Source organism: Fodinicurvata fenggangensis DSM 21160, from assembly GCF_000686045.1.
In the GTDB taxonomy this organism is placed as follows: domain Bacteria; phylum Pseudomonadota; class Alphaproteobacteria; order Kiloniellales; family DSM-21159; genus Fodinicurvata; species Fodinicurvata fenggangensis.
In genome coordinates, this window is sequence record NZ_JMLV01000008.1 from 18581 (window position 1) to 43364 (window position 24784).

General features: G+C 61.5%; 26 protein-coding genes and 1 riboswitch. Of the genes, 11 read left to right on the forward strand and 15 right to left on the reverse strand.

What is annotated here, in order from left to right; genetic code table 11:
• Window positions 1-10: 10 nt before the first annotated feature.
• The gene (locus BP38_RS0111625) at window positions 11-427 is read right to left on the reverse strand and encodes an NAD(P) transhydrogenase subunit alpha part 2 (RefSeq protein WP_026987862.1); all 417 of its coding nucleotides are present in this window, start codon (window positions 425-427) and stop codon (window positions 11-13) included.
• Complete coding sequence (locus BP38_RS0111630) at window positions 420-1616, reverse strand: Re/Si-specific NAD(P)(+) transhydrogenase subunit alpha (RefSeq protein ID WP_026987863.1); 1197 nt, start codon at window positions 1614-1616, stop codon at window positions 420-422. The genes BP38_RS0111625 and BP38_RS0111630 overlap by 8 nt, the downstream gene beginning before the upstream one ends.
• 232 nt (window positions 1617-1848) lie before the next feature.
• Here BP38_RS0111630 and BP38_RS0111635 point away from each other — a divergent pair, with 232 nt between their 5' ends.
• Window positions 1849-2979, forward strand: a complete 1131-nt coding sequence (locus tag BP38_RS0111635) for a PQQ-dependent sugar dehydrogenase (RefSeq protein WP_026987864.1) — start codon at window positions 1849-1851, stop codon at window positions 2977-2979.
• A 106-nt stretch (window positions 2980-3085) separates the two neighbouring features.
• Complete coding sequence (locus BP38_RS0111640; protein ID WP_162175158.1) at window positions 3086-3544, forward strand: iron-sulfur cluster assembly scaffold protein; 459 nt, start codon at window positions 3086-3088, stop codon at window positions 3542-3544.
• 4 nt (window positions 3545-3548) lie between these two features.
• Here the strand turns inward: BP38_RS0111640 and BP38_RS0111645 are convergent, their stop codons facing one another.
• Window positions 3549-4103: a histidine phosphatase family protein gene (locus tag BP38_RS0111645; RefSeq protein WP_026987866.1), complete on the reverse strand. Its 555-nt coding sequence runs from the start codon at window positions 4101-4103 to the stop codon at window positions 3549-3551.
• A 134-nt stretch (window positions 4104-4237) separates the two neighbouring features.
• Here BP38_RS0111645 and BP38_RS20400 point away from each other — a divergent pair, with 134 nt between their 5' ends.
• The gene (locus BP38_RS20400) at window positions 4238-4999 is read left to right on the forward strand and encodes a metallophosphoesterase (RefSeq protein ID WP_051609296.1); all 762 of its coding nucleotides are present in this window, start codon (window positions 4238-4240) and stop codon (window positions 4997-4999) included.
• A 9-nt stretch (window positions 5000-5008) separates the two neighbouring features.
• Here BP38_RS20400 and BP38_RS0111655 read toward each other — a convergent pair whose 3' ends face one another.
• From BP38_RS0111655 to cysG, 8 genes are all read right to left on the reverse strand, one after another.
• Window positions 5009-6223: a multidrug effflux MFS transporter gene (locus BP38_RS0111655; protein ID WP_051609297.1), complete on the reverse strand. Its 1215-nt coding sequence runs from the start codon at window positions 6221-6223 to the stop codon at window positions 5009-5011.
• Between the two features lie 206 nt (window positions 6224-6429).
• The gene (locus BP38_RS0111660; protein ID WP_026987868.1) at window positions 6430-6747 is read right to left on the reverse strand and encodes a 2Fe-2S iron-sulfur cluster-binding protein; all 318 of its coding nucleotides are present in this window, start codon (window positions 6745-6747) and stop codon (window positions 6430-6432) included.
• Window positions 6744-7805 (reverse strand): NAD(P)/FAD-dependent oxidoreductase, encoded by a 1062-nt coding sequence (locus BP38_RS0111665; RefSeq protein WP_245602397.1) that lies wholly within the window; start codon window positions 7803-7805, stop codon window positions 6744-6746. Before BP38_RS0111665 ends, BP38_RS0111660 begins: the two co-directional genes overlap by 4 nt.
• 373 nt (window positions 7806-8178) lie before the next feature.
• Window positions 8179-8928: a phosphoadenylyl-sulfate reductase gene (locus tag BP38_RS0111670; protein ID WP_035725025.1), complete on the reverse strand. Its 750-nt coding sequence runs from the start codon at window positions 8926-8928 to the stop codon at window positions 8179-8181.
• A 12-nt stretch (window positions 8929-8940) separates the two neighbouring features.
• On the reverse strand, window positions 8941-9447 hold the full coding sequence (locus BP38_RS0111675) for a DUF934 domain-containing protein (protein ID WP_026987871.1): 507 nt from the start codon (window positions 9445-9447) through the stop codon (window positions 8941-8943).
• The gene (locus tag BP38_RS0111680) at window positions 9434-11089 is read right to left on the reverse strand and encodes a nitrite/sulfite reductase (protein WP_026987872.1); all 1656 of its coding nucleotides are present in this window, start codon (window positions 11087-11089) and stop codon (window positions 9434-9436) included. Before BP38_RS0111680 ends, BP38_RS0111675 begins: the two co-directional genes overlap by 14 nt.
• A gap of 23 nt (window positions 11090-11112) precedes the next feature.
• The gene (locus BP38_RS0111685) at window positions 11113-11394 is read right to left on the reverse strand and encodes a DUF2849 domain-containing protein (protein WP_026987873.1); all 282 of its coding nucleotides are present in this window, start codon (window positions 11392-11394) and stop codon (window positions 11113-11115) included.
• 17 nt (window positions 11395-11411) lie between these two features.
• Window positions 11412-12818, reverse strand: a complete 1407-nt coding sequence (cysG, locus tag BP38_RS0111690) for a siroheme synthase CysG (RefSeq protein ID WP_026987874.1) — start codon at window positions 12816-12818, stop codon at window positions 11412-11414.
• Window positions 12819-13002: 184 nt separating this feature from the next.
• A riboswitch (TPP riboswitch) is annotated at window positions 13003-13099 on the forward strand.
• Between cysG and thiO the strand changes: the two genes are divergently transcribed.
• The 4 genes from thiO (at window position 13088) to BP38_RS0111710 (ending at window position 15907) form a co-directional block, all read left to right on the forward strand.
• Window positions 13088-14275 (forward strand): glycine oxidase ThiO, encoded by a 1188-nt coding sequence (gene thiO / locus BP38_RS20405; protein ID WP_245602398.1) that lies wholly within the window; start codon window positions 13088-13090, stop codon window positions 14273-14275. Its footprint overlaps the riboswitch before it by 12 nt.
• A 12-nt stretch (window positions 14276-14287) precedes the next feature.
• A complete protein-coding gene (gene thiS, locus BP38_RS0111700; protein WP_026987875.1) occupies window positions 14288-14497 on the forward strand; it encodes a sulfur carrier protein ThiS in 210 nt (69 codons plus the stop codon).
• 19 nt (window positions 14498-14516) lie between these two features.
• Complete coding sequence (locus BP38_RS0111705; protein WP_026987876.1) at window positions 14517-15290, forward strand: thiazole synthase; 774 nt, start codon at window positions 14517-14519, stop codon at window positions 15288-15290.
• Window positions 15290-15907, forward strand: a complete 618-nt coding sequence (locus BP38_RS0111710; protein WP_026987877.1) for a thiamine phosphate synthase — start codon at window positions 15290-15292, stop codon at window positions 15905-15907. The genes BP38_RS0111705 and BP38_RS0111710 overlap by 1 nt, the downstream gene beginning before the upstream one ends.
• On the opposite strand, the gene BP38_RS0111715 is transcribed toward BP38_RS0111710, so the two are convergent.
• From BP38_RS0111715 to BP38_RS0111730, 4 genes are all read right to left on the reverse strand, one after another.
• Window positions 15900-16655 (reverse strand): amino acid ABC transporter ATP-binding protein, encoded by a 756-nt coding sequence (locus BP38_RS0111715; RefSeq protein ID WP_026987878.1) that lies wholly within the window; start codon window positions 16653-16655, stop codon window positions 15900-15902. The two genes, BP38_RS0111710 and BP38_RS0111715, sit on opposite strands and share 8 nt — an antisense overlap.
• Window positions 16656-16700: 45 nt before the next feature.
• The gene (locus tag BP38_RS0111720; RefSeq protein ID WP_051609298.1) at window positions 16701-17606 is read right to left on the reverse strand and encodes an amino acid ABC transporter permease; all 906 of its coding nucleotides are present in this window, start codon (window positions 17604-17606) and stop codon (window positions 16701-16703) included.
• A complete protein-coding gene (locus BP38_RS0111725; protein ID WP_026987880.1) occupies window positions 17603-18349 on the reverse strand; it encodes an amino acid ABC transporter permease in 747 nt (248 codons plus the stop codon). The genes BP38_RS0111720 and BP38_RS0111725 overlap by 4 nt, the downstream gene beginning before the upstream one ends.
• 103 nt (window positions 18350-18452) lie before the next feature.
• The gene (locus BP38_RS0111730; protein ID WP_026987881.1) at window positions 18453-19265 is read right to left on the reverse strand and encodes a transporter substrate-binding domain-containing protein; all 813 of its coding nucleotides are present in this window, start codon (window positions 19263-19265) and stop codon (window positions 18453-18455) included.
• A 325-nt stretch (window positions 19266-19590) separates the two neighbouring features.
• On the opposite strand from BP38_RS0111730, the gene BP38_RS0111735 reads away from it, so the two are divergent.
• From BP38_RS0111735 to BP38_RS0111750, 4 genes are read left to right on the forward strand one after another with little or no spacing between them, the layout of a single operon-like run.
• A complete protein-coding gene (locus BP38_RS0111735; protein WP_026987882.1) occupies window positions 19591-20850 on the forward strand; it encodes a sarcosine oxidase subunit beta family protein in 1260 nt (419 codons plus the stop codon).
• Window positions 20851-20900: 50 nt separating this feature from the next.
• Window positions 20901-21197 (forward strand): sarcosine oxidase subunit delta, encoded by a 297-nt coding sequence (locus tag BP38_RS20410; RefSeq protein ID WP_035725029.1) that lies wholly within the window; start codon window positions 20901-20903, stop codon window positions 21195-21197.
• The gene (locus BP38_RS0111745) at window positions 21194-24193 is read left to right on the forward strand and encodes a sarcosine oxidase subunit alpha family protein (RefSeq protein ID WP_026987883.1); all 3000 of its coding nucleotides are present in this window, start codon (window positions 21194-21196) and stop codon (window positions 24191-24193) included. The genes BP38_RS20410 and BP38_RS0111745 overlap by 4 nt, the downstream gene beginning before the upstream one ends.
• The gene (locus BP38_RS0111750) at window positions 24186-24761 is read left to right on the forward strand and encodes an aminomethyltransferase family protein (protein ID WP_026987884.1); all 576 of its coding nucleotides are present in this window, start codon (window positions 24186-24188) and stop codon (window positions 24759-24761) included. Before BP38_RS0111745 ends, BP38_RS0111750 begins: the two co-directional genes overlap by 8 nt.
• The last annotated feature ends 23 nt before the right edge of the window (window positions 24762-24784 follow it).

A 24784-nucleotide genomic window follows, 5' to 3' on the forward strand; every position in this document is an offset into this window, starting at 1 on the left:
ATCCCCCTGCCTATCTCTGCTTTTTCTTGAACATGGACAGCATGCGGTGCGTGACGATGAACCCACCGAATATGTTCACGCTGGCCAGGACCACGGCAACAAAGCCCATGATCTCGCTGAAGCCGTAATCCCCCGTTCCGGCCGCAATCAAGGCGCCGACGATGATCACCGAGGATATGGCGTTGGTAACGCCCATCAGTGGCGAGTGCAGAGCGGGCGTCACACGCCAGACCACGTGGTATCCGACAAAAACCGCCAGAACAAAGACCGTCAGACCAACCACGAGCGTCGAGGTGCCGCCGGCGCTTCCCGCGCCCTCTGCAGCCATGCGGCTGGCGTCCTGTCCGAGGGCCGCAATATCCTTGGAAAGCTCGCTCGCGCGATTGGCCAGGGCAACGGCCTGGTCGACAAGTTTTTCCTCAGCCATTTGCCTTCCCCTCTTCCGAAGCCTGCTTGCTGTCCGCAGGTTGGTCTGCCTCTTGGCTCTTTCCGGTCAACGCGGAATGAACCGCTTTGCCGTCCCGGCCGAGCAGCGTTCCCTTCACGATCTCGTCGTCCCAGTCGACCTTCAATGCCTTGCTTTCCTTGTCATAGAGCAAGGAAAGGAAATTGAAGAGATTGTTGGCGTAGAGCAGCGAGGCGTCGGCCGCCAGGCGCGAGGGCACATTGCGGTAGCCAATGATCTTGATGCCGTGCTTGGTGGCCAGCTTGCCGGGCTGTGTCAGCGCACAGTTGCCGCCACCTTCGGCCGCCAGATCAAAGATGACCGACCCTGCCCGCATGGACTTCACCATACCCTCGTCGATCAGGCGCGGGGCCGGTCGGCCGGGAATCTGGGCTGTGGTGATGACCAGGTCCATGTCGGCAATGGTCTCGGCGATCAGTTCTGCCTGCTTTTTCTTGTAGCTGTCCGACATCTCCTTGGCATAGCCACCGGCTGTCTCGGCCGCCTTGAACTCCTCGTCCTCCACCGCGACAAACTCTGCGCCGAGGGATTCGACCTGTTCCTTGGCGGCAGGACGAACGTCCGTGGCATAGACCCGGCCGCCCAGGCGGCGGGCCGTTGCTATCGCCTGCAAACCGGCCACACCGGCCCCCATGACCAGCACCTTAGCCGGATTGATGCGCCCGGCAGCCGTCATCATCATCGGCAGGGCGCGTCCGTACTCGGCGGCGGCATCGATAACCGCCTTGTAGCCAGCCAGATTGGCCTGCGACGACAGGGTATCCATCGCCTGGGCACGACTGATTCGCGGCAGCAACTCCAGCGCAAAGACCGTCAGGTCCTGCTTGATCAGCTTTTCGAGTTCCTGCTGGTCCTGATAGGGGCTCATCTGTCCGATCAGCAGCGTGCCCTTCGGGCAGGCCTCGACTTCATCGGCCCCAGGGCGGGCGACGCGGAGGACCACGTCGGCATCCGACAGCAGGCTCTTGTCCGACTTGGCAATCTCGGCCCCGGCCTCCTTATAGGCCGTATCGTTCAGGCTGGCTCCACTGCCGGCACCGCTTTCGACGACGACAGACATGCCCAGCGACACCATTTTCTTGACGCTGTCGGGGGTCGCGGCAACGCGCGCCTCCCCAGTCTGTCGCTCCTTGGCAATTGCGACTTTCATCTCTGCCCCCCTGTTGACCGGTCCGGGAACGGGCCCGGGACCACACAAGTATTGCCTCAGCATGCCCCGCCAGTGATTTCAGTACAAGGGGCTGCAATGCCGGATCATCCGACCAGGAGCTACACAGCCCTGGCATGAAAGGAGTATCATACCAGATAGGGAAGAGTGCGAGAGTGCGTGTCCGCTGCGCGGGCAACGCGATGATTGCTTCCAGACATGAATGGACAGGCCCATGAAGAGAACGTTTCATCCCCTGATCCCCGCACTGCTGGCAGCCATGACGCTGGCGCCCGCAACCCTTGCCCAGGACAGCCATTCGAGCCAACAGGCCGATTTCCAGGTCCAGACCTTCACGGAAGGGCTGGAGCATCCCTGGGCCCTGGCCTTCCTGCCGGACGGCCGTATGCTGGTCACGGAACGCCCGGGCCGCCTGCGCATCCTCGAAAGAGATGGCACACTGACCCCCGAGCCCGTTCCGGGCGCACCCGAAGTCGCCGCCCGGGGCCAGGGCGGCCTGCTGGACGTTGCCTTGCATCCGGATTTCGAAAGCAATCGCCTGATCTACCTCAGTCATTCCATCTTCGGCGAGAACGGCATGACCACGGCGGTCAGCCGCGCACGCTTCGAGAACAACCGCCTGGAGGGCCTGGAGCGCATCTTCACGGCAGAACCCTTCTCGGGCACGACCCGTCACTTTGGCTCGCGCCTGGCCTTCGACCGTGACGGCTATCTGTTCATCACGGTGGGAGACCGCGGTGAAAAGGACCGTGCCCAGGATATTGACGACCATGCCGGATCGCTGATTCGCCTGCACGGTGACGGCAGCATCCCCGAGGACAATCCCTTTGTCGGACAGGAGGATGCCCGGCCCGAGATCTTTTCCTACGGACACCGCAATCCCCAGGGCCTTGCTCTGCATCCCGAAACCGGCGTGCTCTGGGAACATGAACACGGCCCCCGAGGCGGCGACGAGGTAAATATCCCCCGTAAGGGCCTGAACTATGGCTGGCCGGTCATCACCTATGGCATGGCCTATTCCGGTGGAACCATAGGCGAAGGCACCGAGAAGGAGGGCATGGAGCAACCGCTGCATTACTGGACCCCCTCCATTGCCCCCTCGGGCATGGCTTTCTATGACGGAGACCGATTTCCCGAATGGCGCGGGGACCTCTTTGTCGGCGCGCTGGCCATGACCCATCTGACGCGCCTGGAAATCGAGGGAGAGGAGATTGTCGACGAGGAAAGGCTGCTGGAGGAGCGCGGCCAGCGCATACGCGCCGTCCGCAGTGGGCCGGAGGGATGTCTCTATGTCGTGATCGACGACTCCGATGCCGAGATCCTGCGGCTCGTCCCCGCTGAGTGACGGCGCGGGGCATCGGCTGTCCATTGGAACTTTCCCTTGTCGAGCCGGCAGGGTGCTGAATACCTTGGAGGTCGGGAATGTTGGCTGGAAATTGGCGGAGAGCAGTGTGAGCGCCCACTTGGATGATGATCTCCTGGAACTCTACAGCACGCGTCTGCATGAACTGACGCGCCAGGTGGAAAGTGACCATCGTCTCGAAAGCCCCGATGTCACAGTGGATCAACGCAGTCCGATCTGCGGCAGTACCCTGACGCTTGACCTCTCGGTTGATGGGGAAACGGTAACGGACATCGGCTATGCCGTACGCGCCTGTTCTCTCGGACAACTCGGAACCGCGGTTCTTGCCCGGCAGCTTCCGGGCAAGTCCTTTGCCGAGGCCGAACGCATCAGCGCGCAGATACGCCAGATGCTAAAACAGGAAGCCGAAGCGCCGCAGGGCGACTGGAAGGACCTGGAACTGTTGTTGCCGGCCATCGACATGCGCCATCGCCACGGCTCGGCCCTGCTGCCCTTCGAGGCTGTCTGCGAGGCGATTGCCGAACTGCGCGCCCGGAAAAACGACTGAATCTTCAGAAGTCCTGCCTTAAACGTCCCGCCACATTCAATGCGGAACCATCAGGATCAAGACTGAGCAGTACGATTTCTCCCGATGCAGGGTAGACGCCACTTAACGCGGTGATGTTGACCTGGTGGGTTACCAGGACGAGCGGCCCGTCACCCTGTTCGAGATGCGCGTGAATGGCGGCCTTGGCCGCTTCGGTCTGGTCCGCCTGCTTCGCGCGCTCTGCAAAGAAGGAATCAAGAAATGGCGCCTTCGTGACGTCTCCGAGATCCAGGAGTTCTGCGGTCTCCAGGCAACGGCACCAACGGCTGGACCGCACCTCGGCCCGAGCGATCCCGTTCCTGCGGAAGAGATCCCCGAGGGCCCTGGCCTGCTGCCGGCCCTCTTCCGACAGGGTGCGTTGTGTGCTGCAGTCCCCAAGCTTGAAGTTTGGCGGATCACCGGTTCCCGGCGCCAGCGCATGGCGCATCAGGGCCACAGCCCGCCCACTGCGCAGGTCCTCCCACAAACCAGAGTTCTCCGGCTCGGCACGCACGGCCCCCGCCATCGACAGTGAGAACATGAAGGCCAGGCTCAGAACGCAAAGAACGCGCGGCAACCTGCACATTGGCTTTCTCGATCCCATATGAGTCCTGAGATCAAGCTGGTTTGCACCGGCCCGACGACAAGTGCCCCCTCCACGGCAAGGAGTCATCCGTGACAGACAATGCCCCGATCTATGCCATTGGTGACATTCACGGCCACGCAGGCCTGCTGGAGAGGATTCTGGAATTCGTGGACGGCCATGCCGCCCGGCAAGGCCAACAGCCGAAAGTCATCTTCCTGGGCGACATCGTGGATCGTGGCCCGGAGAACCGACGCGCCATGGAACTGGTCTACGAGGCGCTGCAGGCCTGGCCCCAGTCCCGCTTGATCCTGGGCAACCATGACAGCTGGCTTCTGGACTTCTTTGAGCAAGGCGTTCCGGAGCCGGCTTGGCTGTTGAACGGGGGCGATGCAACGCTGGACTCCTACGGCCTTTCTGCAAGCGAACCGGCACTGGTGCGTGAAAGGCTTGCTGAAACCTATGGCCACCATCATGCCATGCTGCGCAAAGCCTCAATCCAGGAAACCGTCGGCGGCTACACCTTCGTTCATGCTGGTGTGAACCCCAAGCGGCCGATCCTGGAGCAGCGGCCGGAAGACTGCATCTGGATCCGGGGCCCCTTCCTCGATCATCAGGGCCCGCTGTCTCATGTCGTCGTGCATGGCCACACGCCCATGATCGATCCGCCCTGCCCCGTTGTGACCGAGAACCGCATTTCCATGGACACAGGCGCTTTCGCCACGGGAGTCCTCAGCTTGATGGTGCTGGACCCGTCAACGGGCAACGCCACCTTCCATGCAACGGACGAAGATAGACGCGTTCGGCCCATCGAACCCATCAGGATGGATCGCGGATATGGCTGCGCCGCCTGATCAGACCACTCAACCGCCTCGGCGGGCTGTCTTGGCGCGTCCGAAGAAATTCGCCAGACAGGCCAATGCGGCAGAGGTCAGCATGATCACGAACAGCGGATAGACGGCGCCATCCTGAAGGAAGCCCACAAGCTGCGATATCATGGCCCCCAGGGACATCTGGATGAAACCCGCAAGCCCGGACCCGACGCCGGCCATGTCGGGACGAACACTGATTGCACCGGCCAGGCCATTGGGAATGGACAGCCCGTTGCCAAGCGAACAGAGCAGCATGGGGACGAAGATTGTCAGGGGGTGCAACACGCCGGCCACAACGAAGGCCATCATGATCGCCGTTCCGATCAACGTGGCAGTCAGTCCCAGCAGGATCATGGAGTCGATGCCGCGCTGAACCGAATAGCGACCGGCCAGGCCGTTGCCTGCCATGTATCCCAGCGAGACCAGTGCGAAATAGATGCCGTACTCCACAGGGCTGCGGCCCAGGGTTTCGGTCATCACATAAGGCGCCCCCGCCAGGAACGAGAAGAAGACACCAGAGTTGAAGGACAGCTGCAACGCATAGGCCAGGAACTCCCGGCGTTTCAGCAGGATCGGGAAACCGGCGACGAAACCGCGCAGGCCGTTGGTGGTGCTACGGTCGAAATGGGTTTCGTGCAGCCAGCGCAGGCAGGCGAGGAACACCAGGGCACCTGTGATCACCAGGAAATAGAAACTGGCCTGCCAGCCGTACCAGGTATCCAGGATACCGCCGATCAGGGGCGCCACCATGGGAGCCAACACCCAGGCCATGGTGATATAGCCGATCATGCTGGCGGCCTTGTCCCGCGCGTAAATGTCCCGGACGATCGCGCGACACAAGACAATACCGGAGCAGCCGCCCACGGCCTGCAGAACACGAGCAACAATCAGGCCTTCAATGGAGGTTGCCAGCGAACAGGCCAGGCTGGCCAGGACGAACAGCCCGAGTCCGCCCAGCAACAAAGGCCGGCGACCGTAGCGATCTGACAGAGGGCCGTACAACAACTGGCTGACCGCCAGGCCAATCAGGTAGAGTGTCAGCGTCAGCTGGACCGTCGCATAATCCGCAGAAAAGGTATGCTGCAGTCCGGGCATGGAGGGAATGAAGATATTGAGCGCGAGTGGCCCGATGGCGCTGGCCGCGATCAGGATGCCGATTGGGGGCTTGGCGCGAACTTTCGTGCTCTCCTCTGCGATAGCTGACATCTCTTTCGACAAGCATCCAATAGTGAACCGGACTTGCAGGACTGCATCCGGACAGGCGAAAGCAAGAGCGACCACCCGGAAATCGGGTGGTCGCTCAAACCTGCATTACTGGGGGTATATTCTTGTCGGAAAAAGCAGGGCTGGGAAGCGACACAAGCGGGCAACAGCCATGCGCCGCACGCAGGCAGGTGGCAGAAGCTGCAGCTTCAGACGCCTTCCGGCGCCAGGTAGACACGCAAGCCCTCGAGCTCTTCGGAAAAGAGAATCTGGCAGCTCAGGCGTGAATTGTCCTCAACGCCAAAGGCCTCGTCCAACATTTCGTCTTCCTCATCCTCGCGCCGTGGCAGGCGCCCCTGCCAATCCTCGTCTACGTAGACATGACAGGTCGCACAGCTGCAGCAGCCGCCGCATTCGCCCTTTATGGGCAGCTCGTGGTCGCGGATGATTTCCATGATGCGCCAGCCGTTGAGGGCATCCAGCCGATGCTCCTGGCCCTCGCGATCAACAACAACGATGTAGCTCATATCACACCCAGCTTCTTCTGCAGATCCGTGGATGATGTGGTGTAACGGAAGACAAGCTTCTCATCGGGCCGGCAGTAGCGGAATGCCTGCTGTGCCATCAGGGCCGCCTCGTGGAAGCCCGAAAGAATCAGTTTCAGCTTGCCTGGATAATAGTTGATGTCGCCGATGGCGAAAATACCGGGCACAGAGGTTTCGAATTTCTCCGTGTCCACAGTGATCAGGTCGCGATCCAGGTTCAGACCCCATTCGGCGATCGGCCCCAACTCCATCTTCAGGCCATAGAACGGCAGCAGGACGTCACAGGGCACCTCGTGCATTTCACCATCCGCACCCTTGACCTGAACGGCTTCCAGCTGTCCGCCAGACCCCTTCAGTTCCTTGAGCTGACCGATCTGCAGGTTGATCTCGTCATTGGCGACCAACTGGCGCATCTTTTCCACGGAATCGGGCGCCGCACGGAACTGGTCACGACGGTGAATCAGGGTCACCTGGCTGGCCAGGGGATGCAGACTCAGCGTCCAATCGAGGGCCGAATCACCACCCCCGGCAATCACGATTCGCTTGTCTCGCATAGCCTCCATGCGACGGACAGCATAGAAGATAGAACTATCCTCATATTGCTCCAGGTTTTCCAGGGGTGGGCGGCGCGGCACGAAACTGCCGGCGCCCGCTGCAATCACGATCACCGTGGCATGAAAAACTGTGCCGGTGCTTGTTTCCAGCCGCCAACGGCCATCCTCCATCTTGGACAGGCTATCGGCCTGTTGATTCAGGTGATAAACGGGCTCGAAGGGCTCGGCCTGCTTCATCAGGTCATCGACCAGTTCCTGACCCGTACAGTGCGGGCGCGCCGGAATGTCATAGATCGGCTTTTCCGGATAAAGCTCGGCACACTGCCCACCCACCTTGTCGAGATTGTCGATCAGGTGGCACTTCAGGCCCAGCAAGCCGGCTTCGAACACGGCAAAAAGGCCCACTGGACCCGCGCCGACAATGACAATGTCGGTTTCTATAGGCTGGTTCTTCTCAAAGGCAATCACGTTCTCGTCCATCTTCATTCTTCCCTGCCTCAGGGTTGTCTCACAGGGCGGCTCGTTGGTTCCACCGGCCCTGCACGCGGGACATTATCCTGATCAATCACCCTGGGAATCCCGGGTGCGCGTTTACGAGAGCCGAGGCAGGTCATGTTGTGCACGCCATTCGGACAACTCTCGAATCGTCCATTTGGCGGCTTCATACCACAAGATAAAGACCTTTTGGGGCGCGTTTGCCGCAAGCGTCCATCTTGCATATCACATAGGGCCTTCCGGACATGACGCAAACCACAGCGCAAACCCCGCGCTGCCTGTACGCTGGCAGCACGCTCTGACTGGCTGCCGGAATTCCGGTATCCGTCCAGCATAGGCAATTCCACCCGTCGAATAAAGCCGCTCATTCCACAGACGACACCGGTTTGTGTATTCCACACTCGGTCTTGCCCAGGCCATGCCACCGCCCAGCACGCGGTGTTTCCCTGGAAATCACCGGGTTTGTGCAGGGCGCACAGCCAATGGAAGGATAGCCAACGCGCGTCAGCGGGTGCGCTGGAAGGTCGCGTGCCATGAAGGCATTGCGGATCTCTTGCAGGGACCAGTCTGCCAGCGGATTGACCTTGATTCGTCCTTCCGCAGCCTCGACACGCGGCAAACGTTCACGTTCGCCGCCTTGATAGCGCTTGCGTCCCGTAATCCAGGCATCGAACCCTTCAAGTGCCTGTGCCAGCGGCAGGACCTTGCGCAGATGGCAGCAGCGGTCGGGGGCCCGTTGCCAAAGCGTGCCTTCCGGATCCTCACGATCTAGCCTGGCGGCCTCCGGCTTGACATCGCGCACATCGCTCAACCCCAGACGTTCGGCAAGCCGGTCTCGGTACATCAGGGTTTCCGTGAAGTGTTTTCCGGTTTCCAGGAAGATCACGGGTATATGACGATTCACCTGGGCCACCATGTCCAGCAACACGGCAGATTCCGCCCCGAAGGAGGAAACCAGCGCAATTCGGCCAGGGAAAGCCCTATGGACCAAGAAATCCAGTAGCTCCAGGGAATAGAACTCGCGGGTCTCCGTTTCCAGGTGCATGGCCTGAAGCATGGGATCCGCTGGCCCTGGTGCGCCAGCCAGGCTTGAGACTGTCGATAGCTCCTGCATGGACAAGTCCTCCTACTGCGCGGCAACCCGCAGGCGCCGCCGCAGGGACGACACCGGGGCTCGATTGTCGGTGACCGGCTGGTACCAGACCGAGAAGTCCTCCAGCGCCCTGAGCCAGGCCTCCACCGGCGCGTTCTCGGGCAGTTCGAAGGCATCGAAGCCGCAGCGCTGCATGAAGAGAAGCTGGTCGCGCAGGACGTTGCCGACGGCCCGCAGCTCTCCGGAAAAGCCATGGCGTTCTCGCAGCAGGCGGGCGTAGGAATAGGCACGCCCGTCCGTGAATTTCGGGAACTCGAGAGCAATCAGGGAGAAAAACTGCAAATCTTCGGCCACCTGCTGGGGCGACTGGTCGCTGCGCAGGCGAAGTCCCAGTTCCATTCCGCGCGTCTGGAGCACGTCCTTCTCCTGCTGCCAGCGTTCCAATGAGACGATGACCGGCACGTCCTCAGGCAAAGTCTCCTCGTCTCCGAGCGCCAGCCAGGGGTCCGCGACCTGCTGTCCGTTCTTAATGAGCGGCATAGAGAGTCTCCTTGAAGGGCTGCTGTCCGACGCGGCGATAGGTCTCCAGGAAACTCTCGCCCTCCTCGCGGATTGTCAGGTAGGTGTCGACGATGGTCTCCATGGCATCGCCGATCTCGGCGGCGCTGAAGGCCGGACCGACGATGTTCCCCAGCGTGGTCTCGTTCTCGGCGCTGCCGCCCAGGGTGATCTGGTAGTACTCCTGACCCTTCTTATCGACGCCAAGAATCCCGATGTGACCCACATGGTGATGGCCGCAGGCATTGATGCAGCCGGACATCTTGATCTTCAGGGGGCCGATATCGCGCTGTTTCGAGAGATCGGCGAAGCGCTCGCTGATCTCCTGCGCCACGGGGATCGAACGGGTGTTGGCCAGGTTGCAGTAATCCAGGCCGGGGCAGCAGATCATGTCACTGATCAGCCCGATGTTCGCCGTCGCCAGCCCGGCCTGCTGCAGGCCCTGCCAGACCGCCATCAGGTCCAGCTTGCGCACGTACGGCAGGACCAGGTTCTGCTCGTGTGTTGCGCGGATTTCCGAGAAGCTGTAGCGCTCGGCCAGGTCGGCGACCACATCCATCTGCTCCGCCGTGATATCGCCCGGAACGCCGCCTTCCGGCTTCAGCGAAATGTTCACGATGGCGTAGCCGGCCTGCTTGTGCGCAGCCACATTCTCGTTCATCCAGGCGGCAAAGCCGGGACTGGTGCTCTGCCAAAGCTCCAGTTCGGGTGGCGAATCCTCCAGCGTTTCGTAAGGTGGGGGAGCAAAGTAGCGGGCAATGGTATCCAGCTCTTCCTGCGGCAGGGTCAGGTAGCCGTCGCGCAGCTGTGCCCATTCCTCCTCGACCATGCGGGCGAACGCGTCGCGACCGACAGACTGCACCAGGATCTTGATGCGCGCCTTATGGATATTGTCGCGCCGGCCGAGCTGGTTATAGACCCGCAGGGTTGATTCCAGATATGACAGCAGGTGTTCTTCCGGCAGGAACTCGCGGATCGTCACGCCGACCACCGGCGTGCGGCCAAGCCCACCGCCGACCATCACCTCGAAACCCGGATTGCCATCCGCGTCGCGACGCATGCGCAGGCCGATGTCGTGCGTGCGCAGGGCCGCGCGATCCTCTTCCGCCCCGGTGACCGCGATCTTGAACTTGCGGGGCAGGAAGGAAAATTCCGGGTGCAGGGTCGACCACTGGCGAATGATCTCGCAGTAATGGCGCGGATCGGCGATCTCGTCCGCCGCCACGCCGGCGTACTGGTCGGCCGTGGTGTTGCGGATGCAGTTGCCGCTGGTCTGGATGGCGTGCAGTTGCGCGTCCGCCAGATCCGAAAGGATCGCCGGAGCATCCTCCAGCCGCGGCCAGTTGAACTGCATGTTCTGGCGCGTGGTGATGTGTCCGTAGCCCTTGTCATAGGTGCGCGCCACATGCGCAAGCTTGCGCAGCTGCACCGAGGACAGCGTTCCATAGGGGATGGCGATCCGGAACATATAGGCGTGAAGCTGCAGATAGAGGCCGTTCATCAACCGCAACGGCTTGAACTCGTCCTCGTTCAGCTCTCCATTCAGGCGACGCTGCACCTGGTCGCTGAACTGGGCCACGCGTTCACGCACCAGCGCTTCATCAAATTCGTCATAGCGATACATTGTGTCCTCCGGTCTGAAACCGTTCAGGCTGCGTCGGTCCGTCGGCTTGGTCCTGTGGAACGGATTTCCTCACGGCAACGCGTGGTCAGATAACCACTGTCCAGCTCCAGGACATCGATGGCATAGGGGGCCACCACTTCGTTGCGCAGCACGCTGACCTCGGCCTGGTCCAGCAGGCTCTGGAGTTCCTCCTCATCCCTGGCCAGACGGCTGCCTTCCAGGCTTTGTGACCAGTTTCCAGCTTCAGAGAGATAGACGACACGCCCGTCGCGCAGGCGATTGGCTGTTATAGCCTTGAGATACATTGCATTCTTCCTCGTGTTCAGACGGCCAGCGCCAAGGGTGTTTCAGCCGGCGTCAGATTCTGGGCAGAGGCCGCGACGGAGCCGATCATCAGGACCGCAGGCCCTTCGACCTGCTCGCGCTTAAGCAGGTCACCAAGATCGGCCAAGTGGCTGCCGAGAACCCGCTGCTCGGGCAAGGTGCCCTTCTCCACCACGGCGATCGGTGTTTGCGCGGACAAGCCCTTGTCCATCAGCCGTTTGGCAATCTCCCCTCCATTTGAAACACCCATGTAGACGACCAGGGTCTGCCGGGCGGCAGCCAAAGCCTGCCAATCCAGATCCGGAAGACCTTCACGGCTGTAACCCGTCGCAAAGGTCACGGCAGAGGCCATGTCCCTGTGCGTGAGTGGAATGCCCGCGGTTGCGGCACAGCCCGTGGCCGCCGTGATGCCGGGGACGACCTGGACCGCTATTTCATGCGTCTGAAGGTAAGCCTGCTCCTCTCCTCCACGTCCGAAGATGAAGGGGTCACCCCCTTTCAGGCGCACCACCAGTTTGCCGGCACGTGCCTGCTGCACGAGAAGCCTGTTGATTTCGTCCTGGCTCATGGAGTGGGCTCCCTTGGCCTTGCCCACATGGATACGCTCGGCATCGCGCCGGACACAGTCCAGGATGCCCTCGCTGATCAGCCTGTCGTGGACCACCACGTCTGCTTCCTGCATCAGGCGCAGGGCCCGAAAGGTCAGGAGATCCGGATCTCCCGGACCAACCCCAACCAGGGCGACGGAGCCTTGCTGGTTGTCCCGACCTTCAGGGGCGGAATTGACAAGGGTCAGCATCCCGTCTGTGGCCCGTCGGTCATCGCCCTGCAGAACAGCTTCCGCGACAGGGCCGCGAAAGAAGCGTGACCAGAAATGCCGGCGCCCCTCCTCACCCGGGATCACGGACTTCACCGCAGGCCGGAAACGATCGGCAAAGCGTGCCAAGTCTCCCAGCCGTGCAGGCAGCAGGGCTTCGATACGCTCGCGCAGCTGGCGCACCAGAACCGGGGCACTGCCGCCGCTGCCAATGGCGATCGTGACAGGGTTCCGATCGACCATGCCCGGCACGATGAAGGACGACAGGGCGGGACGGTCGACCAGGTTGACCGGCAACCTGCGCGCCCGGGCCAGTCGCGAGACTCGTCCATCGACGCGCTCGTCGCCTGAAGCCGCAATCACCAGGCTCTTGTCCTCGAGGTCCTTCGCACGGAAACGCCGGGCATGCCATTCCACCTCACCCGCAGAGGCCAGTGCGGCAAGCTCTTCATTCAATTCGGGCGCAACAATGTGAAGCCTGGCCTCTGTCCGCTGTAAAAGCCGCACCTTGCGCGCAGCGGCTTCATTGCCGCCAACCACCAGGCAAGCGGCATCGCGCAAGTCATGAAACAGGGGAAAGTACCTCATGGATTATTTACCACTTCACTAATGTGATAATATCAATTCTCCAAACATATTTACCAGTTTTGATGTGAGAGTCAATTAATTCCACACAATGTGAAATTATTTTATATATTTCACATGTTATAACAGTTAATTATAATTCTCCCAAAGCCTTGCAAGACAGGGACTGCGCCTTCATCTTTGGGATAGACGAATACTGGGGTGCCGCAGCTTGTGCGGCTGAGATCACACCCATGGAACCTGCACTGGGTCATGCCAGCGAAGGGAGTTACGTGGCACAGGAAACGATCAACAACACGAAGGACCAACAGGTCATCATCATAGGCGGCGGCGTCTGCGGCCTGGCCATCGGCTGGGAACTTGCCGAAGCCGGAAAGACGGTGACCATCCTGGAACGTGGGCGCTGCGGACAGGAAGCCACGCACGCAGCCGCCGGCATGCTGGCTGCAGCCGCGGAATGTGAACCAGGCGAAGAGCAACTGCTGCAACTCACCCGCTGGGCACAGCAACTCTGGCCAGGCTACCTGGATCGTCTTGAGACCAGCAGTGGACAACGCCCCGATTATCGGGATGAAGGCACCCTCGTCGTGGCACTCAGCCGCGATGAAGTGGAGCGCCTGCGCTTTCGCCATGAATTCCAGTCATCCCTCGGCTTGCCGTTGCGCTGGCTTGAAGCTGCCGAACTGCGCCAGCGCGAGCCACACCTGAGACAAAGCGCAGCTGCTGCAATCTTCAGTGCCGAGGATCACCAGGTGGACAATCGCCAACTGGCCGAAAGCCTGAAGCAGGCCTATCTGAACGCGGGCGGCAGCCTGCGCGAAGAGTGCGAAGTCGAGGCTCTCGACTGTTCCGACCCTGCGCGAAAACGCATATCGCTTGGCAATGGGGATATCCTGGAAACGAAGACTGTCGTTCTGGCAGCGGGGGCCTGGAGCCGCGGCCTGCCAGGCTTGCCAGAAGAGGCAATGCCGCCGGTTCGCCCATTGAAAGGCCAGTCCCTTGCCTTGCAGATGGTGCCGCACAGCCCCTTGCTGGAACACGTCCTCTGGACCGAGCAGATCTATTGCGTGCCACGCCTTGATGGACGCCTGATCATCGGTGCCACTGTCGAGGAACGCGGATTCGACGACAGCATCACGGCCGGCGGCATCTATGCACTGATCGAAGGAGCACGTCGCGCCCTGCCCGGTATCGAGGACCTGCCTCTGATCGAGTGCTGGAGCGGCTTTCGGCCCGGCTGCCGTGACGACGCACCGGTTTTGGGAGAAACAGCCGTTCCCGGACTGCACCTGGCAACGGGCCATCACAGGAACGGCATCCTGCTCGCTCCGGTAACGGGACACTGCATTGCCCAGGAGATCCTGACGGGGGCCCTGCCCGAAGCCGCCCGCCCCTTCACGCTGGCGCGCTTCAAGCCCTTGTCAGCTCGCAGGAAGAAGTCCCATCTGCAATATCAATAGGATGGTTCAATCATGTCATTGACGATCAATCTGAATGGTGAAGAAACCCGCGTGGAACAGGGCAGCCTGCAGGACCTGCTGCAACAGCGCGGGATCGACCCGTCGGCACGGCGAATCGCCATCGCGCGCAACGGCGCCCTGGTGAAGCGCGACAGCTGGCCTAAGGAAACCCTCTCAGAAGGCGACCGCATCGAGATCGTGCGCCCCCTGGCAGGCGGCTAAGCCGCAGAAAGCCGAGATCATGTCCGACGACACCCCCCTGACCATTGCCGACCGCCAGTTCTCCAGCCGCGTTTTCCTGGGCACCTCGGCTTATCCCAACCTGCAGGTGATGCTGGATTGCGTGGAAGAGAGCGGAACCGAACTGGTGACCTTGTCGATCCGCAGACTGGACCTGGAAGGCTATGCGGAAAGCCCGGTCGACCTGCTTGAGGACTATGACTTCCTGCCCAACACGGCCGGCTGCGAAACGGCACGCGATGCCATCCTGACGGCTCAGTTGGCCCGCGAATCTCTTGAGACAAACTGGGTCAAGCTGGAGATCATAGGTGACCGGGAAACCCTCTATCCCGACGTCGAGCAGTTGCTGTCGGCAACGGACGAACTGGTCAAGGACGGCTTTACCGTCCTGCCCTATTGCAATGACGACCCGGTGATCTGCAAACGCCTGGCGGATCTGGGGGCCGCGGCCGTAATGCCCATGGGCTCGTTGATTGGCTCCGGAATGGGCGTTGCCAATCCCGCAAACATAGAACTGATCTGCCGGCAGGCAGAGGTGCCGGTGGTGATCGACGCCGGCCTGGGCACCGCTTCCGATGTGGTGCAGTCCTTTGAACTGGGGTGCGATGCCGTGCTGCTGAACACCGCCGTTGCCAGGGCACGCAATCCCGTGGCCATGGCACGCGCCGTGCGCCATGCCGCCGAAGCCGGCCGCGCAGCACACCTGGCCGGACGCATTCCGAAGCGCCCGCATGCCGAGGCATCAAGCCCGCAGATGGGGCTGGTTGGCTCGTAATGACCGGACAGCTGCCTCCGCTTATGGTCATCAGTGACCGGCAACAGGCACGCTACAGTCTCGATCAGATTGCTGCCTGGTCCTTTCACACCGGATTGCGCAGTTTCATGCTGAGGGATCGGGACCTGCCCATGGCTGAGCGCGCCGCCCTGGCAGAGCGCCTGGCCGAATCCGCCCGGGCGCACGGCGCCCAATTGATCATAAACGGGGACTGGACGCTGGCCAGAGAGGTCGGAGCCGCTGGCGTGCATCTTCAACAGCCTGGCGAGATCCCGATTGCCCGTTCCAGGCTGGGGGCTGCTGCCTTAATCGGACTATCGGCACATTCGCGGGAGGATCTTGTCGCAGCCGCCGCTGAAGGCGCCGATTACACCACATTGAGCCCGATCTTTCTGTCGCAGAGCAAACCCGGTTATGGCCCGGCCCTGGGACTGGAGGGACTGCGCAAGGAGGCGGCAAGCCTTTCCCCGCCCCTGCTTGCCCTGGGGGGGATCAACACGACGAACGCACGCGACTGCCTGGAAGCCGGCGCAGTCGGTGTTGCCGTGATGGGCGAAGTCATGCGCGCCGAAGCGCCGGGCGAAGTTGTCCTGCAGCTGCTGCAGGCGCTCAGATGATCTGCCCCAGGAACTTCTGGGTGCGTTCGTCCCTGGGATTTGCGAAGAACTCCGCTGGCGGGCCATCTTCCACGATCACACCCTGGTCCGTGAAGTACATGTGATCGGCCACCTCCTTGGCAAAACCCATTTCGTGGGTCACCAGCATGCAGGTCATGCCATCCTGGGCCAGGTCCTTGATGGTGGCCAGCACCTCCTTCACCGTTTCCGGATCCAGCGCCGCCGTCACCTCATCGAACAGCATGACCTGGGGGTTCATGGCGAGCGAACGGGCAATCGCGACACGCTGCTGCTGGCCGCCTGAAAGCTCTCCGGGATAGCTGTGTTCCTTCCCGTCCAGGCGCACCTTTTTCATCAGCGCATAGGCCCGTTCCTCGACCTCCTGCTTCGGCTGCTTCAGGACCTGTACGGGCGCCATCATCACGTTCTGTATGGCCGTGCGGTGCGGAAAGAGATTGTACTGCTGGAAGACCATGCCCACGCGCTTGCGCAATTCCAGCTTGTCGAGGTTGGGATCGTTGACCTCGATCCCCTCGACCTTGATGGACCCGCTGTTGATTTCCGTCAGGGCATTGATGCAACGAATCAGCGTGGACTTTCCCGATCCCGACGGACCAATGATGCAAACCACTTCACCCTTCTTCACATCGAAGGAAATGCCCTTGAGGACCTCGAAATCGCCGAAAGATTTGTGAACGTCCTTCAACGAAACGATCGGTTGGTCGTCGGTCCAGTTTGCTGTGCTCATGCAAGAGTCCCTTTTTGCCGTATACGGCCTTGCTGACTAGTCTGACTAGATCTTCACCGCGTACCTGCGCTCCAGCTGTACCGTCAGGCGCGCAATCGGATAGGAATAGATGAAGAACAACAGGAGTATGTACCCGTAGAGCGGCGCCAGCAGGTCGGTTCGCCCACCTTCGGCCGCCTTGACCTGATCGGCCAAGGTCATGACCTCGTTCACCCCAACCACCGAAGCCAGAACGGTCGCCATGGTCAGGATGGCATAGAGGTTCATCCAGGGTGGCAGCATCCGCTTCACGCACTGCGGCATGATGATCTGCCAGATCTGCTGGCGGCGCGTGAAGGCCAGGGATTCGGCTGCCTCCCACTGCCCCGAAGGAATCGACTGTACGGCGCCGCGCACCAGTTCCGAGACGTTTGCCATGACCGGCAGGCTCAATCCGATCACCGCCTTGACCCAGTCGGGGAAGGGAATGGTCACGCCTGCGATCTCGAACTGGAAGGGCAGCATGAACATGGCGTAGAACAGCAACACCAGCCAAGGCGCGTTGCGGAAGAACTGGGTGACGAACCAGCTGCCGAACCGCACCTGCGGCAACAGCGAGATCTGCATGAGCCCCAGGAAGGCTCCGACAACGGTTCCAAGGGCCATCGACATCACGGAGATGAGGATATTGAAAACGAAGCCGTCGAGCAGAAGCGGCGTCCACTTGATCAGGATCGAAAAGACGCCTTCCCGCCCATTGCCGCTCTGGGCCTCGGCCACGCCCGCACTGAACAGCAGAAGCGTCAGCAGGACAAGTCCATGCCAAGCCTTGAGATTAAGGCGCAGGAACGCAAGACCGTCCTTCTCCGCATATGCCGCCGCCACTTCGCTGCGCGGACGCAGCACAGGCAGGTCGGTGCCGGATTGCAGGGAAGCCTGCAGACGCTGGCGAGAGTTTGCCTTTCTGGTCATGTTCCGTACCCTGGCAGGCGCATCGCCCGCTCCCAGCGATTCATGCTCATGACCAGGATGCCCACCAGCCCCACATAGATCAGCAGAAGCACTGTCATCATTTCAGGCACGTTGGCGTAGTCCGACCAGATCTGTCCGGATACATAAAGCAGTTCGGGCACCGCAATGGCATAAGCCAGTGTTGTGGTCTTGACCAGATTGACCAGGTTGTTGTTCAGGGCTGGCAGACAGACCCGGAACGCCAGTGGAAGAATCACGTGAATGTAGGCGCCAAGTCGGCTGTAACCTAGGGACTCGGCGGCCTCACGCGTCGTCTCGGGCACCGCCTCGATGCCGGAGCGGAAAATCTCGACATTGAAGGCGCCGGCAAAGAAGCTGAGCGAGATACAGGCCCAGGCGAAGGCGCCCAGAATCGGTTGCTGGAAACCGTATTCGTTCTCAAAGGTCGGCAGCAAGGCGCTGAGACCGAAGTAAAAGAAATACATCTGTACCAGCGGGGGCGTATTGCGGAAAAACTGGATGTAGACCTGCACGATTCGCCGCGTCCACACCAGCTTCGATCCCTGCAGCCAGGCACCGACGACCCCAATCACGACCGAAGCGATCAGGCTGACGGCAGACAGGTAGATCGTCATCATAAGCCCCGAGAAGAAACGCTCCCGGTCGAAGGTATTGTAGAAGATCGGAAGGTTGATCCCGGTCGCCTCGTAGAGTTCCCGGAACCAGTTGTAGAATATATCCACGCCTGTCTACCGCTCCGTTTTGGCTGCTCCAGTCAAGCCGTAAAGAAAACGGCGGATGAGCCAGCTGTAAAGACTCATCCGCCGTTGTTACGAAATATACAGGTTATTCGCTCTTGTATTCCTCGTGCATCCGCTTGGCATACGGCGTGTTGTTGATGCCGTATTCGTCCTCGAGCTCGAGGATCGTGCCCGAACCGTGCCAGTCGATGACTACCTCTTCCAGCATTTCGCGGAAGTTGTCTTCACCCTTCGCCACGGCAATGCCCCAGGGAGATTCGTCGATGGTTTCGAGCGGCATCTCGAACTCGGACCACTCCTCGTTCTCCAGCTGACCCAGAAGTGCGGCATCGTCATAGACGAAAGCCAGGCAACGGCCCTGCTGAAGCGCGGTATAAGCCTCGGACGTGCCCTTGAAGGCGATCAGCTCAGCGCCGTAGTCCTGCTGGGTACGACGGTTGTAGAAGGCCCCCTGAACGCCGCAAACCGGCTTGCCTTCCAGATCGGACCACTCGGTGAAACCGGCTTTCTTGGGCGCCAGGATGTTGGTGCCCGAAGCATAGTGACCCGGCTCAACGAAATCGACGACCTTTGCACGCTCATCCGTGTTCGTCATGGTGGCGATCAGGACGTCAACCTTGCCCTGCTCCAGAAATTCCATGCGGTTGGAAGCAACCACCGGGACGAGTTCGATATCAACATCCAGACGCTCGGCGATGTCTTCGGCCAGATCGATTTCCAGACCGACGATATCGCCTCCGGAATCACGATAGCCAAAGGGAGGATAGTCGGCCTTGACGCCGGCTATCAGGGTGCCGCGATCCTCGACGTCTTCCAGGACGTCAGCGGCAGCGATAGAGGCGCCGACACCAAGTGCCGCAACGCCCATGACCGTAGAGGTCAGAAATTTCTTGAACATGATTATATTTTCCCTGTTCCTTGTGATCATGGCCCGAAAGCGGACCGCAATCCGAGAAGCTAGAGCTATGGGTGATTCTTGGCGAGAGTGCAACAGGCCAAGTACAACCTCCTCCTGTCTTTAGCTAAAGCCGTCAGTGATGACAACAGCCTGCAAGCATCTGTTCATCCGCATTTTGTTGCCTGAAAGACGGACCCGCGGCTGCTTCGGCAGCAATTTCTGCATCGGAAAAATCGATAAAAACAAACGAAGAATACGATGGGTATCGCGAATGTACCAAGAGTCTGCTTATCTACAGGAGATCACGAACACCGGATAGGGTGACATGCATTTCTCCGCTTTATCGCTTGCACGGCAGGCCCTGAAGGGCCACCGGGGCTGGACGCGCACCTGGCGCGCCCTCGAGCAGCCCAAGTCGCACTATGACGTCATTGTCGTGGGCGGCGGTGGCCATGGCTTGGCCACAGCCTACTACCTGGCAAAAGAGCACGGCATCACCAATGTCGCGGTCATCGAGAAGGGCTGGATCGGAGGTGGCAATGTCGGCCGCAACACCACCATCGTGCGTTCCAACTACCTGCTGCCGCAGAACAACCGCTTCTATGAGTGGGGCATGAAGCTCTGGGAGGGCATGAGCCGCGACCTGAACTACAATGTCATGTTCAGCCAGCGTGGCGTCCTGAACCTGGCCCACTCCCCCGCCCAGCTGGAAGGTTACATGCGGCGCGGAAATTCCATGCGCATCAACGGCATAGATGCCGAATTGCTCGATCGCGACCAGGTCGCCCGCATGGTTCCAGGCATGGACGTTTCGGACAAGGCCCGCTTTCCCGTGGCCGGTGGCCTGCTGCAACCGCGTGGCGGTTCAGCCCGGCACGATGCGGTGGCCTGGGGGTATGCCCGTGGCGCCGATTCCCTTGGTGTCGACATCATCGAGAACTGCGAGGTCCAGGGTTTCCTCTTCGAAGGTGACCGGATCGTCGGGGTCGACACCGTCAAGGGGCCGGTGCGCGCAGGCAAGGTCGGCGTCGCCGTTGCCGGCAACAGCAGCCGCGTCCTCGCCAAGGCCGGCTTCGAGCGCCTGCCGATCGAAAGCCACGTACTGCAGGCCTTTGTTTCCGAGCCGCTCAAACCCCTGATCGACACCGTGGTGACCTTCGGGGCCGGCCACCTTTACATCTCCCAGTCCGACAAGGGTGGCCTGGTCTTCGGCGGGGACCTGGACGGATACAATTCCTATGCCCAGCGCGGCAACCTCCCCATCGTGCAGGACGTCGCCTCCATGGCGGTCACCTTGTTCCCGAACCTTTCACGCCTTCGATTGCTCCGCCACTGGGGCGGGGTCATGGACATGTCCATGGATGGCAGCCCCATCATCGACAAGTCGCCAAAGGAAGGCCTCTACATCAACGCCGGCTGGTGCTACGGCGGTTTCAAGGCCACACCGGCTTCCGGCTGGTGCTTTGCCCATACCATTGCCCGTGACGAGCCACACGATCTCAATGCCGCTTTCCGGCTCGACCGCTTCCGAACGGGCCGGACGCTTGACGAAAAGGGGGCCGGACCGGTGCCACGCCTGCACTGACCGCGTCGCGCCCGGACCCAAGACGGCTTAACCAACCAGGACATCGGCTCATGTACTTGAACTGCCCATTCTGCGGCCATCGGCATCTGGAGGAATTCACCTACGAAGGGGATGCCACGATCAGCTGGCCGACACTCGACAGCCAGGACATCGGCAGCTGGACCGACACTGTCTACCAGCGTCGCAACCCGGCCGGCCCTCACCGCGAATACTGGCAGCATGTCCACGGTTGCCGCCAGTTCCTGATCGTCGAGCGCGATACCACCACACACAGCATTCACAAAGTTGAAGTCGCCGGCCCCTGGGCAGGTGAAACCGCCCCCCGGAATACGGAGGCCAAGCAATGAGCGGCTTTCGCCTGAACAACGGCGGACACATCGACCGGGAGCGCAAGCTGCGTTTCACCTTCGATGGCCAGCCCATGACCGGCTATGAGGGCGACAGCCTGGCCTCGGCCCTGCTGGCCAATGGTCAGGAGACCGTCGCCCGCAGCTTCAAGTATCATCGACGCCGCGGCATCTATGCTGCCGGTGCGGATGAACCCAATGCCCTGGTCGGCTTGCGTCATGGGGCACGGCACGAACCCAACTGCCGGGCAACCGGCGTGGAACTCTATGACGGCCTGATGGCGGAAAGCCAGAACCGCTGGCCCAGTCTGGATTTCGACATCGGTGCGATGAACGGCCTGTTCTCCCCCTTCTTCGTGGCCGGTTTCTACTACAAGACCTTCATGGGGCCGACCCGCCACGCCTGGATGTTCTACGAGAAATTCATCCGCAAGGCGGCCGGCATGGGCAAGGCCTCCATGGAACCGGATCCGGACCACTATGATGCACGGCACGCCTGGTGCGATGTGCTGGTGGTCGGCGCCGGTCCCGCCGGACTGGCTGCCGCACGCAGCGCGGCGGACGCCGGCGCAGATGTACTGCTTGCTGACGAGTTGCCCGTACCCGGCGGGTCCCTTCTGAGCGAAACCACAAAGCTGGATGGAAAGACGAGCCTTGAGTGGACCCGCCGGGAAATTGCGACACTGACCAAAACGGGGCGTGTGCACTACCTGCCCCGCACCACGGTCTATGGATATTACGACGACAATATCCTGGGTGCCGTGGAGCGCGTCAGCGATCACCATCCCCTGCCCCAGGCCGGTCAACCGCGCCATCGTCACTGGACCATCAAGGCCCGGCGCGTGGTGCTGGCCACGGGCGCTCTGGAACGCCCCCTTGTCTTTGCCAACAACGACCTGCCCGGCGTCATGCTGTCGGGGGCCGTGCGCAGCTATGCCAATCGCTACGCCGTCGCAGCCGGCCGCAGGGTCGTGATCGCAACCACCAACGACAGCGGCTATCGCACAGCCATCGACCTTGCACATGCCGGGGTCGAGGTTGCCTGCCTGGCCGACGCACGCCACGAACCGCCCGCGGACCTGGCCGCCGAAGCAGAAGGCCTGGCCATTCCTGTTCGAACAGGCAGCACGATATTGGCGGCAGAGGGCCGCAAGGCCGTAACCGGGGCCATTCTGACCGAACTTGATGCGGAGGGCCGCCCGCACGGCAAACAGGAAAGCATCCGTACGGATTGCCTGGCTGTCAGCGGTGGTTGGAGCCCGGTCATTCACCTGACGGCACAGGCCGGCGGCAAGCCGCAGTATGATGCGGAACGCGGACAGTTCATGCCGGGTGAGGTCCTGCAGGACTGGCAGCCCGCCGGTGCCATTGGCGGCGCGGACAGCCTGTCCGAGGCCTGGCAACAGGGCTTGCAGGCCGGCAGCGCGGCCGCCAGGGACTGCGGTCTCACGCCAAGTTCAGAGACATCTGCTCCCGAAGGACTGGACAGCCGCAAACCGGGCTCCACACGCCTTCTTTTCCAGGTCCAGGGCGGCAAGGGAAAGGCCTTCGTGGACCTGCAGCATGACGTTACGGCCCGTGATGTCCGGTTGGCGCACCAGGAAGGCTTCGTGTCCGTCGAGCACCTGAAGCGCTACACCACCCTGGGCATGGCTGCCGACCAGGGCAAGACAAGCAACATCAACGGCCTGGCCATGATGGCCTCGCTGCTGGACGTGCCCCTGGACGTGGCCGGCACCACGCGCTTTCGCCCTCCCTACACGCCGGTATCACTTGGCGCCCTGGCTGGCCGCTCGACCGGAACACACTTCCGGCCGCTGCGCCGCACACCCCTGCACGACTGGCATGTGGAGAAGGGCGCTGTCATGGTCGAGGTTGGCTTGTGGCAAAGGCCACGTGCCTATCCCGGTGAAGGCGAAAGCCTGATCGATGCCATCCGTCGTGAAGCCCGCACCGTGCGTGAGCGTGTGGGCCTGACCGATGTTTCCACACTCGGCAAGATCGAGATCAAGGGACCGGATGCTCCAGAGTTCCTGGACCGCGTCTATTCCAACCGCATGGGAAACCTGAAGGTGGGCCGGGCCCGCTATGGACTTATGCTACGGACAGACGGCATGGTCTTCGACGATGGCACCCTCTGGCGGCTCGAGGAGAACCGTTACCTCATGACCACCACCACGGGGAACGCTGGCGGTGTCATGAAGCATCTGGAGTTCCTGCTGGCAGCCGTCTGGCCCGAATTGAAGGTGCATCTCGTGTCCGTAAGCGATCTCTGGAGCGGCTGTGCCATTGCCGGCCCCAACAGCCGTGCCGTCCTGCAGACCTGCGTTTCCGGTACGGAACTGGACAACGACTCTTTCCGCCCGATGGACGTGAAGGCGGCGGAAATCGACGGCGCCCCGGTCTGGATCGCGCGTCTCAGCTATTCCGGAGAACTGGCCTACGAGGTCTATACGCCCGCCCCACACGGCGAAGCCGTCTGGAAGAATCTGCTGCAAAGCGGCAAGCCCCAGGGAATTGTCCCCTATGGGTTGGAGGCCCTGGGCTCGCTTCGCATCGAGAAGGGGCATGTTGCCGGTCCGGAGCTGGATGGCCGCACGACAGCAGACGATCTGGGCCTGGGTGGCCTGATGTCCAAGAAGAAACATTTCCTCGGGGAAGCCCTGGCACGGCGCGAAGCCATGCTGGAAGCCGACCGCCCCCAACTGGTCGGGCTGGTCTCCGGCAACGGCCAGCCCATCCCGCCGGGCGCCCAACTACTGGACAGCAAGACAGTCCGAGAGAAGGAGCCGCCACTGGACGCCCAGGGGCATGTGTCTTCGCCGACCTATGGTGCGGCCATCGGCAAATACATAGCACTCGCCCTGCTGCACGACGGGCGCGCGCGACATGGCGAGAGCCTGACCGCTTCATCTCCCTTGACAGGAGAAGAGGTTCCCGTCGTCGTTGTCAGCCCGCATTTCTATGACCCCGAAGGAGCACGGATGAATGCCTGAGGCAGCCCGTACCATCCTGAAGCGCTTCCCGACGGATACCGCTGAAGCCGCAGGCCTGCAGCTCAGGCTGGAACGCCCGCACAACCTACTGCAATGCATGGCCTGGCCGGGTCAAAAGGATGCCCTTGCCAAGGCGATGGAGCAGGTCCTGCCGTCCCTGGCCTGGCCCGAGCCGGGGCAACTCTTCCCGCTCGAGGAAGGGGGCAGCTTTTTCTCCACCGCACCGGGCAGCGCGATGCTGCTGGATGTCGATGCCGAAAGGGCAGCACGCCTGGTTGCGGACATCCCGATGGAAACCGGCTCGGTCTTCGACCAGAGCGACTCGCGCCTGCTGCTCGACCTGCAGGGATCCGGCGTGCAGGAGGTTCTGGCAAGCGGTCTCATCGTCAACTTTGCCGCCTGGCCCGACCGTTGCGTAGCGGCCACGATGATCGAACATATCGACGTGACGGTCGTGCGCTGGCATGCGGAGCATTTCAGCCTGTTGGTCACGCGCAGTTATGCCCAGTCACTCTGGGACTGGGCCTATGAAACATCTGCGAATTTTCTTGCCCGCCAGGCCGGCTAAAGCCTAGAGAGGCATCAGGCGGC

Coding starts and splice junctions, on each gene's coding strand:
- BP38_RS0111660 (WP_026987868.1), bottom strand. CDS start 6,747: ATGAGCTACATCGTTGTTGTTGATCGCGAGGGCCAGGAGCATCGGCTG.
- BP38_RS0111705 (WP_026987876.1), top strand. CDS start 14,517: ATGTCCGACGACACCCCCCTGACCATTGCCGACCGCCAGTTCTCCAGC.
- BP38_RS0111715 (WP_026987878.1), bottom strand. CDS start 16,655: ATGAGCACAGCAAACTGGACCGACGACCAACCGATCGTTTCGTTGAAG.
- BP38_RS0111730 (WP_026987881.1), bottom strand. CDS start 19,265: ATGTTCAAGAAATTTCTGACCTCTACGGTCATGGGCGTTGCGGCACTT.
- BP38_RS0111625 (WP_026987862.1), bottom strand. CDS start 427: ATGGCTGAGGAAAAACTTGTCGACCAGGCCGTTGCCCTGGCCAATCGC.
- BP38_RS0111645 (WP_026987866.1), bottom strand. CDS start 4,103: ATGTTCTCACTGTCGATGGCGGGGGCCGTGCGTGCCGAGCCGGAGAAC.
- BP38_RS0111745 (WP_026987883.1), top strand. CDS start 21,194: ATGAGCGGCTTTCGCCTGAACAACGGCGGACACATCGACCGGGAGCGC.
- BP38_RS0111710 (WP_026987877.1), top strand. CDS start 15,290: ATGACCGGACAGCTGCCTCCGCTTATGGTCATCAGTGACCGGCAACAG.
- thiS (WP_026987875.1), top strand. CDS start 14,288: ATGTCATTGACGATCAATCTGAATGGTGAAGAAACCCGCGTGGAACAG.
- BP38_RS20410 (WP_035725029.1), top strand. CDS start 20,901: ATGTACTTGAACTGCCCATTCTGCGGCCATCGGCATCTGGAGGAATTC.
- BP38_RS0111750 (WP_026987884.1), top strand. CDS start 24,186: ATGCCTGAGGCAGCCCGTACCATCCTGAAGCGCTTCCCGACGGATACC.
- BP38_RS0111670 (WP_035725025.1), bottom strand. CDS start 8,928: ATGCAGGAGCTATCGACAGTCTCAAGCCTGGCTGGCGCACCAGGGCCA.
- BP38_RS0111685 (WP_026987873.1), bottom strand. CDS start 11,394: ATGTATCTCAAGGCTATAACAGCCAATCGCCTGCGCGACGGGCGTGTC.
- BP38_RS0111675 (WP_026987871.1), bottom strand. CDS start 9,447: ATGCCGCTCATTAAGAACGGACAGCAGGTCGCGGACCCCTGGCTGGCG.
- BP38_RS0111665 (WP_245602397.1), bottom strand. CDS start 7,805: ATGAAGATGGACGAGAACGTGATTGCCTTTGAGAAGAACCAGCCTATA.
- BP38_RS0111655 (WP_051609297.1), bottom strand. CDS start 6,223: ATGTCAGCTATCGCAGAGGAGAGCACGAAAGTTCGCGCCAAGCCCCCA.
- BP38_RS0111680 (WP_026987872.1), bottom strand. CDS start 11,089: ATGTATCGCTATGACGAATTTGATGAAGCGCTGGTGCGTGAACGCGTG.
- BP38_RS0111735 (WP_026987882.1), top strand. CDS start 19,591: ATGCATTTCTCCGCTTTATCGCTTGCACGGCAGGCCCTGAAGGGCCAC.
- cysG (WP_026987874.1), bottom strand. CDS start 12,818: ATGAGGTACTTTCCCCTGTTTCATGACTTGCGCGATGCCGCTTGCCTG.
- BP38_RS0111720 (WP_051609298.1), bottom strand. CDS start 17,606: ATGACCAGAAAGGCAAACTCTCGCCAGCGTCTGCAGGCTTCCCTGCAA.
- BP38_RS0111630 (WP_026987863.1), bottom strand. CDS start 1,616: ATGAAAGTCGCAATTGCCAAGGAGCGACAGACTGGGGAGGCGCGCGTT.
- BP38_RS0111635 (WP_026987864.1), top strand. CDS start 1,849: ATGAAGAGAACGTTTCATCCCCTGATCCCCGCACTGCTGGCAGCCATG.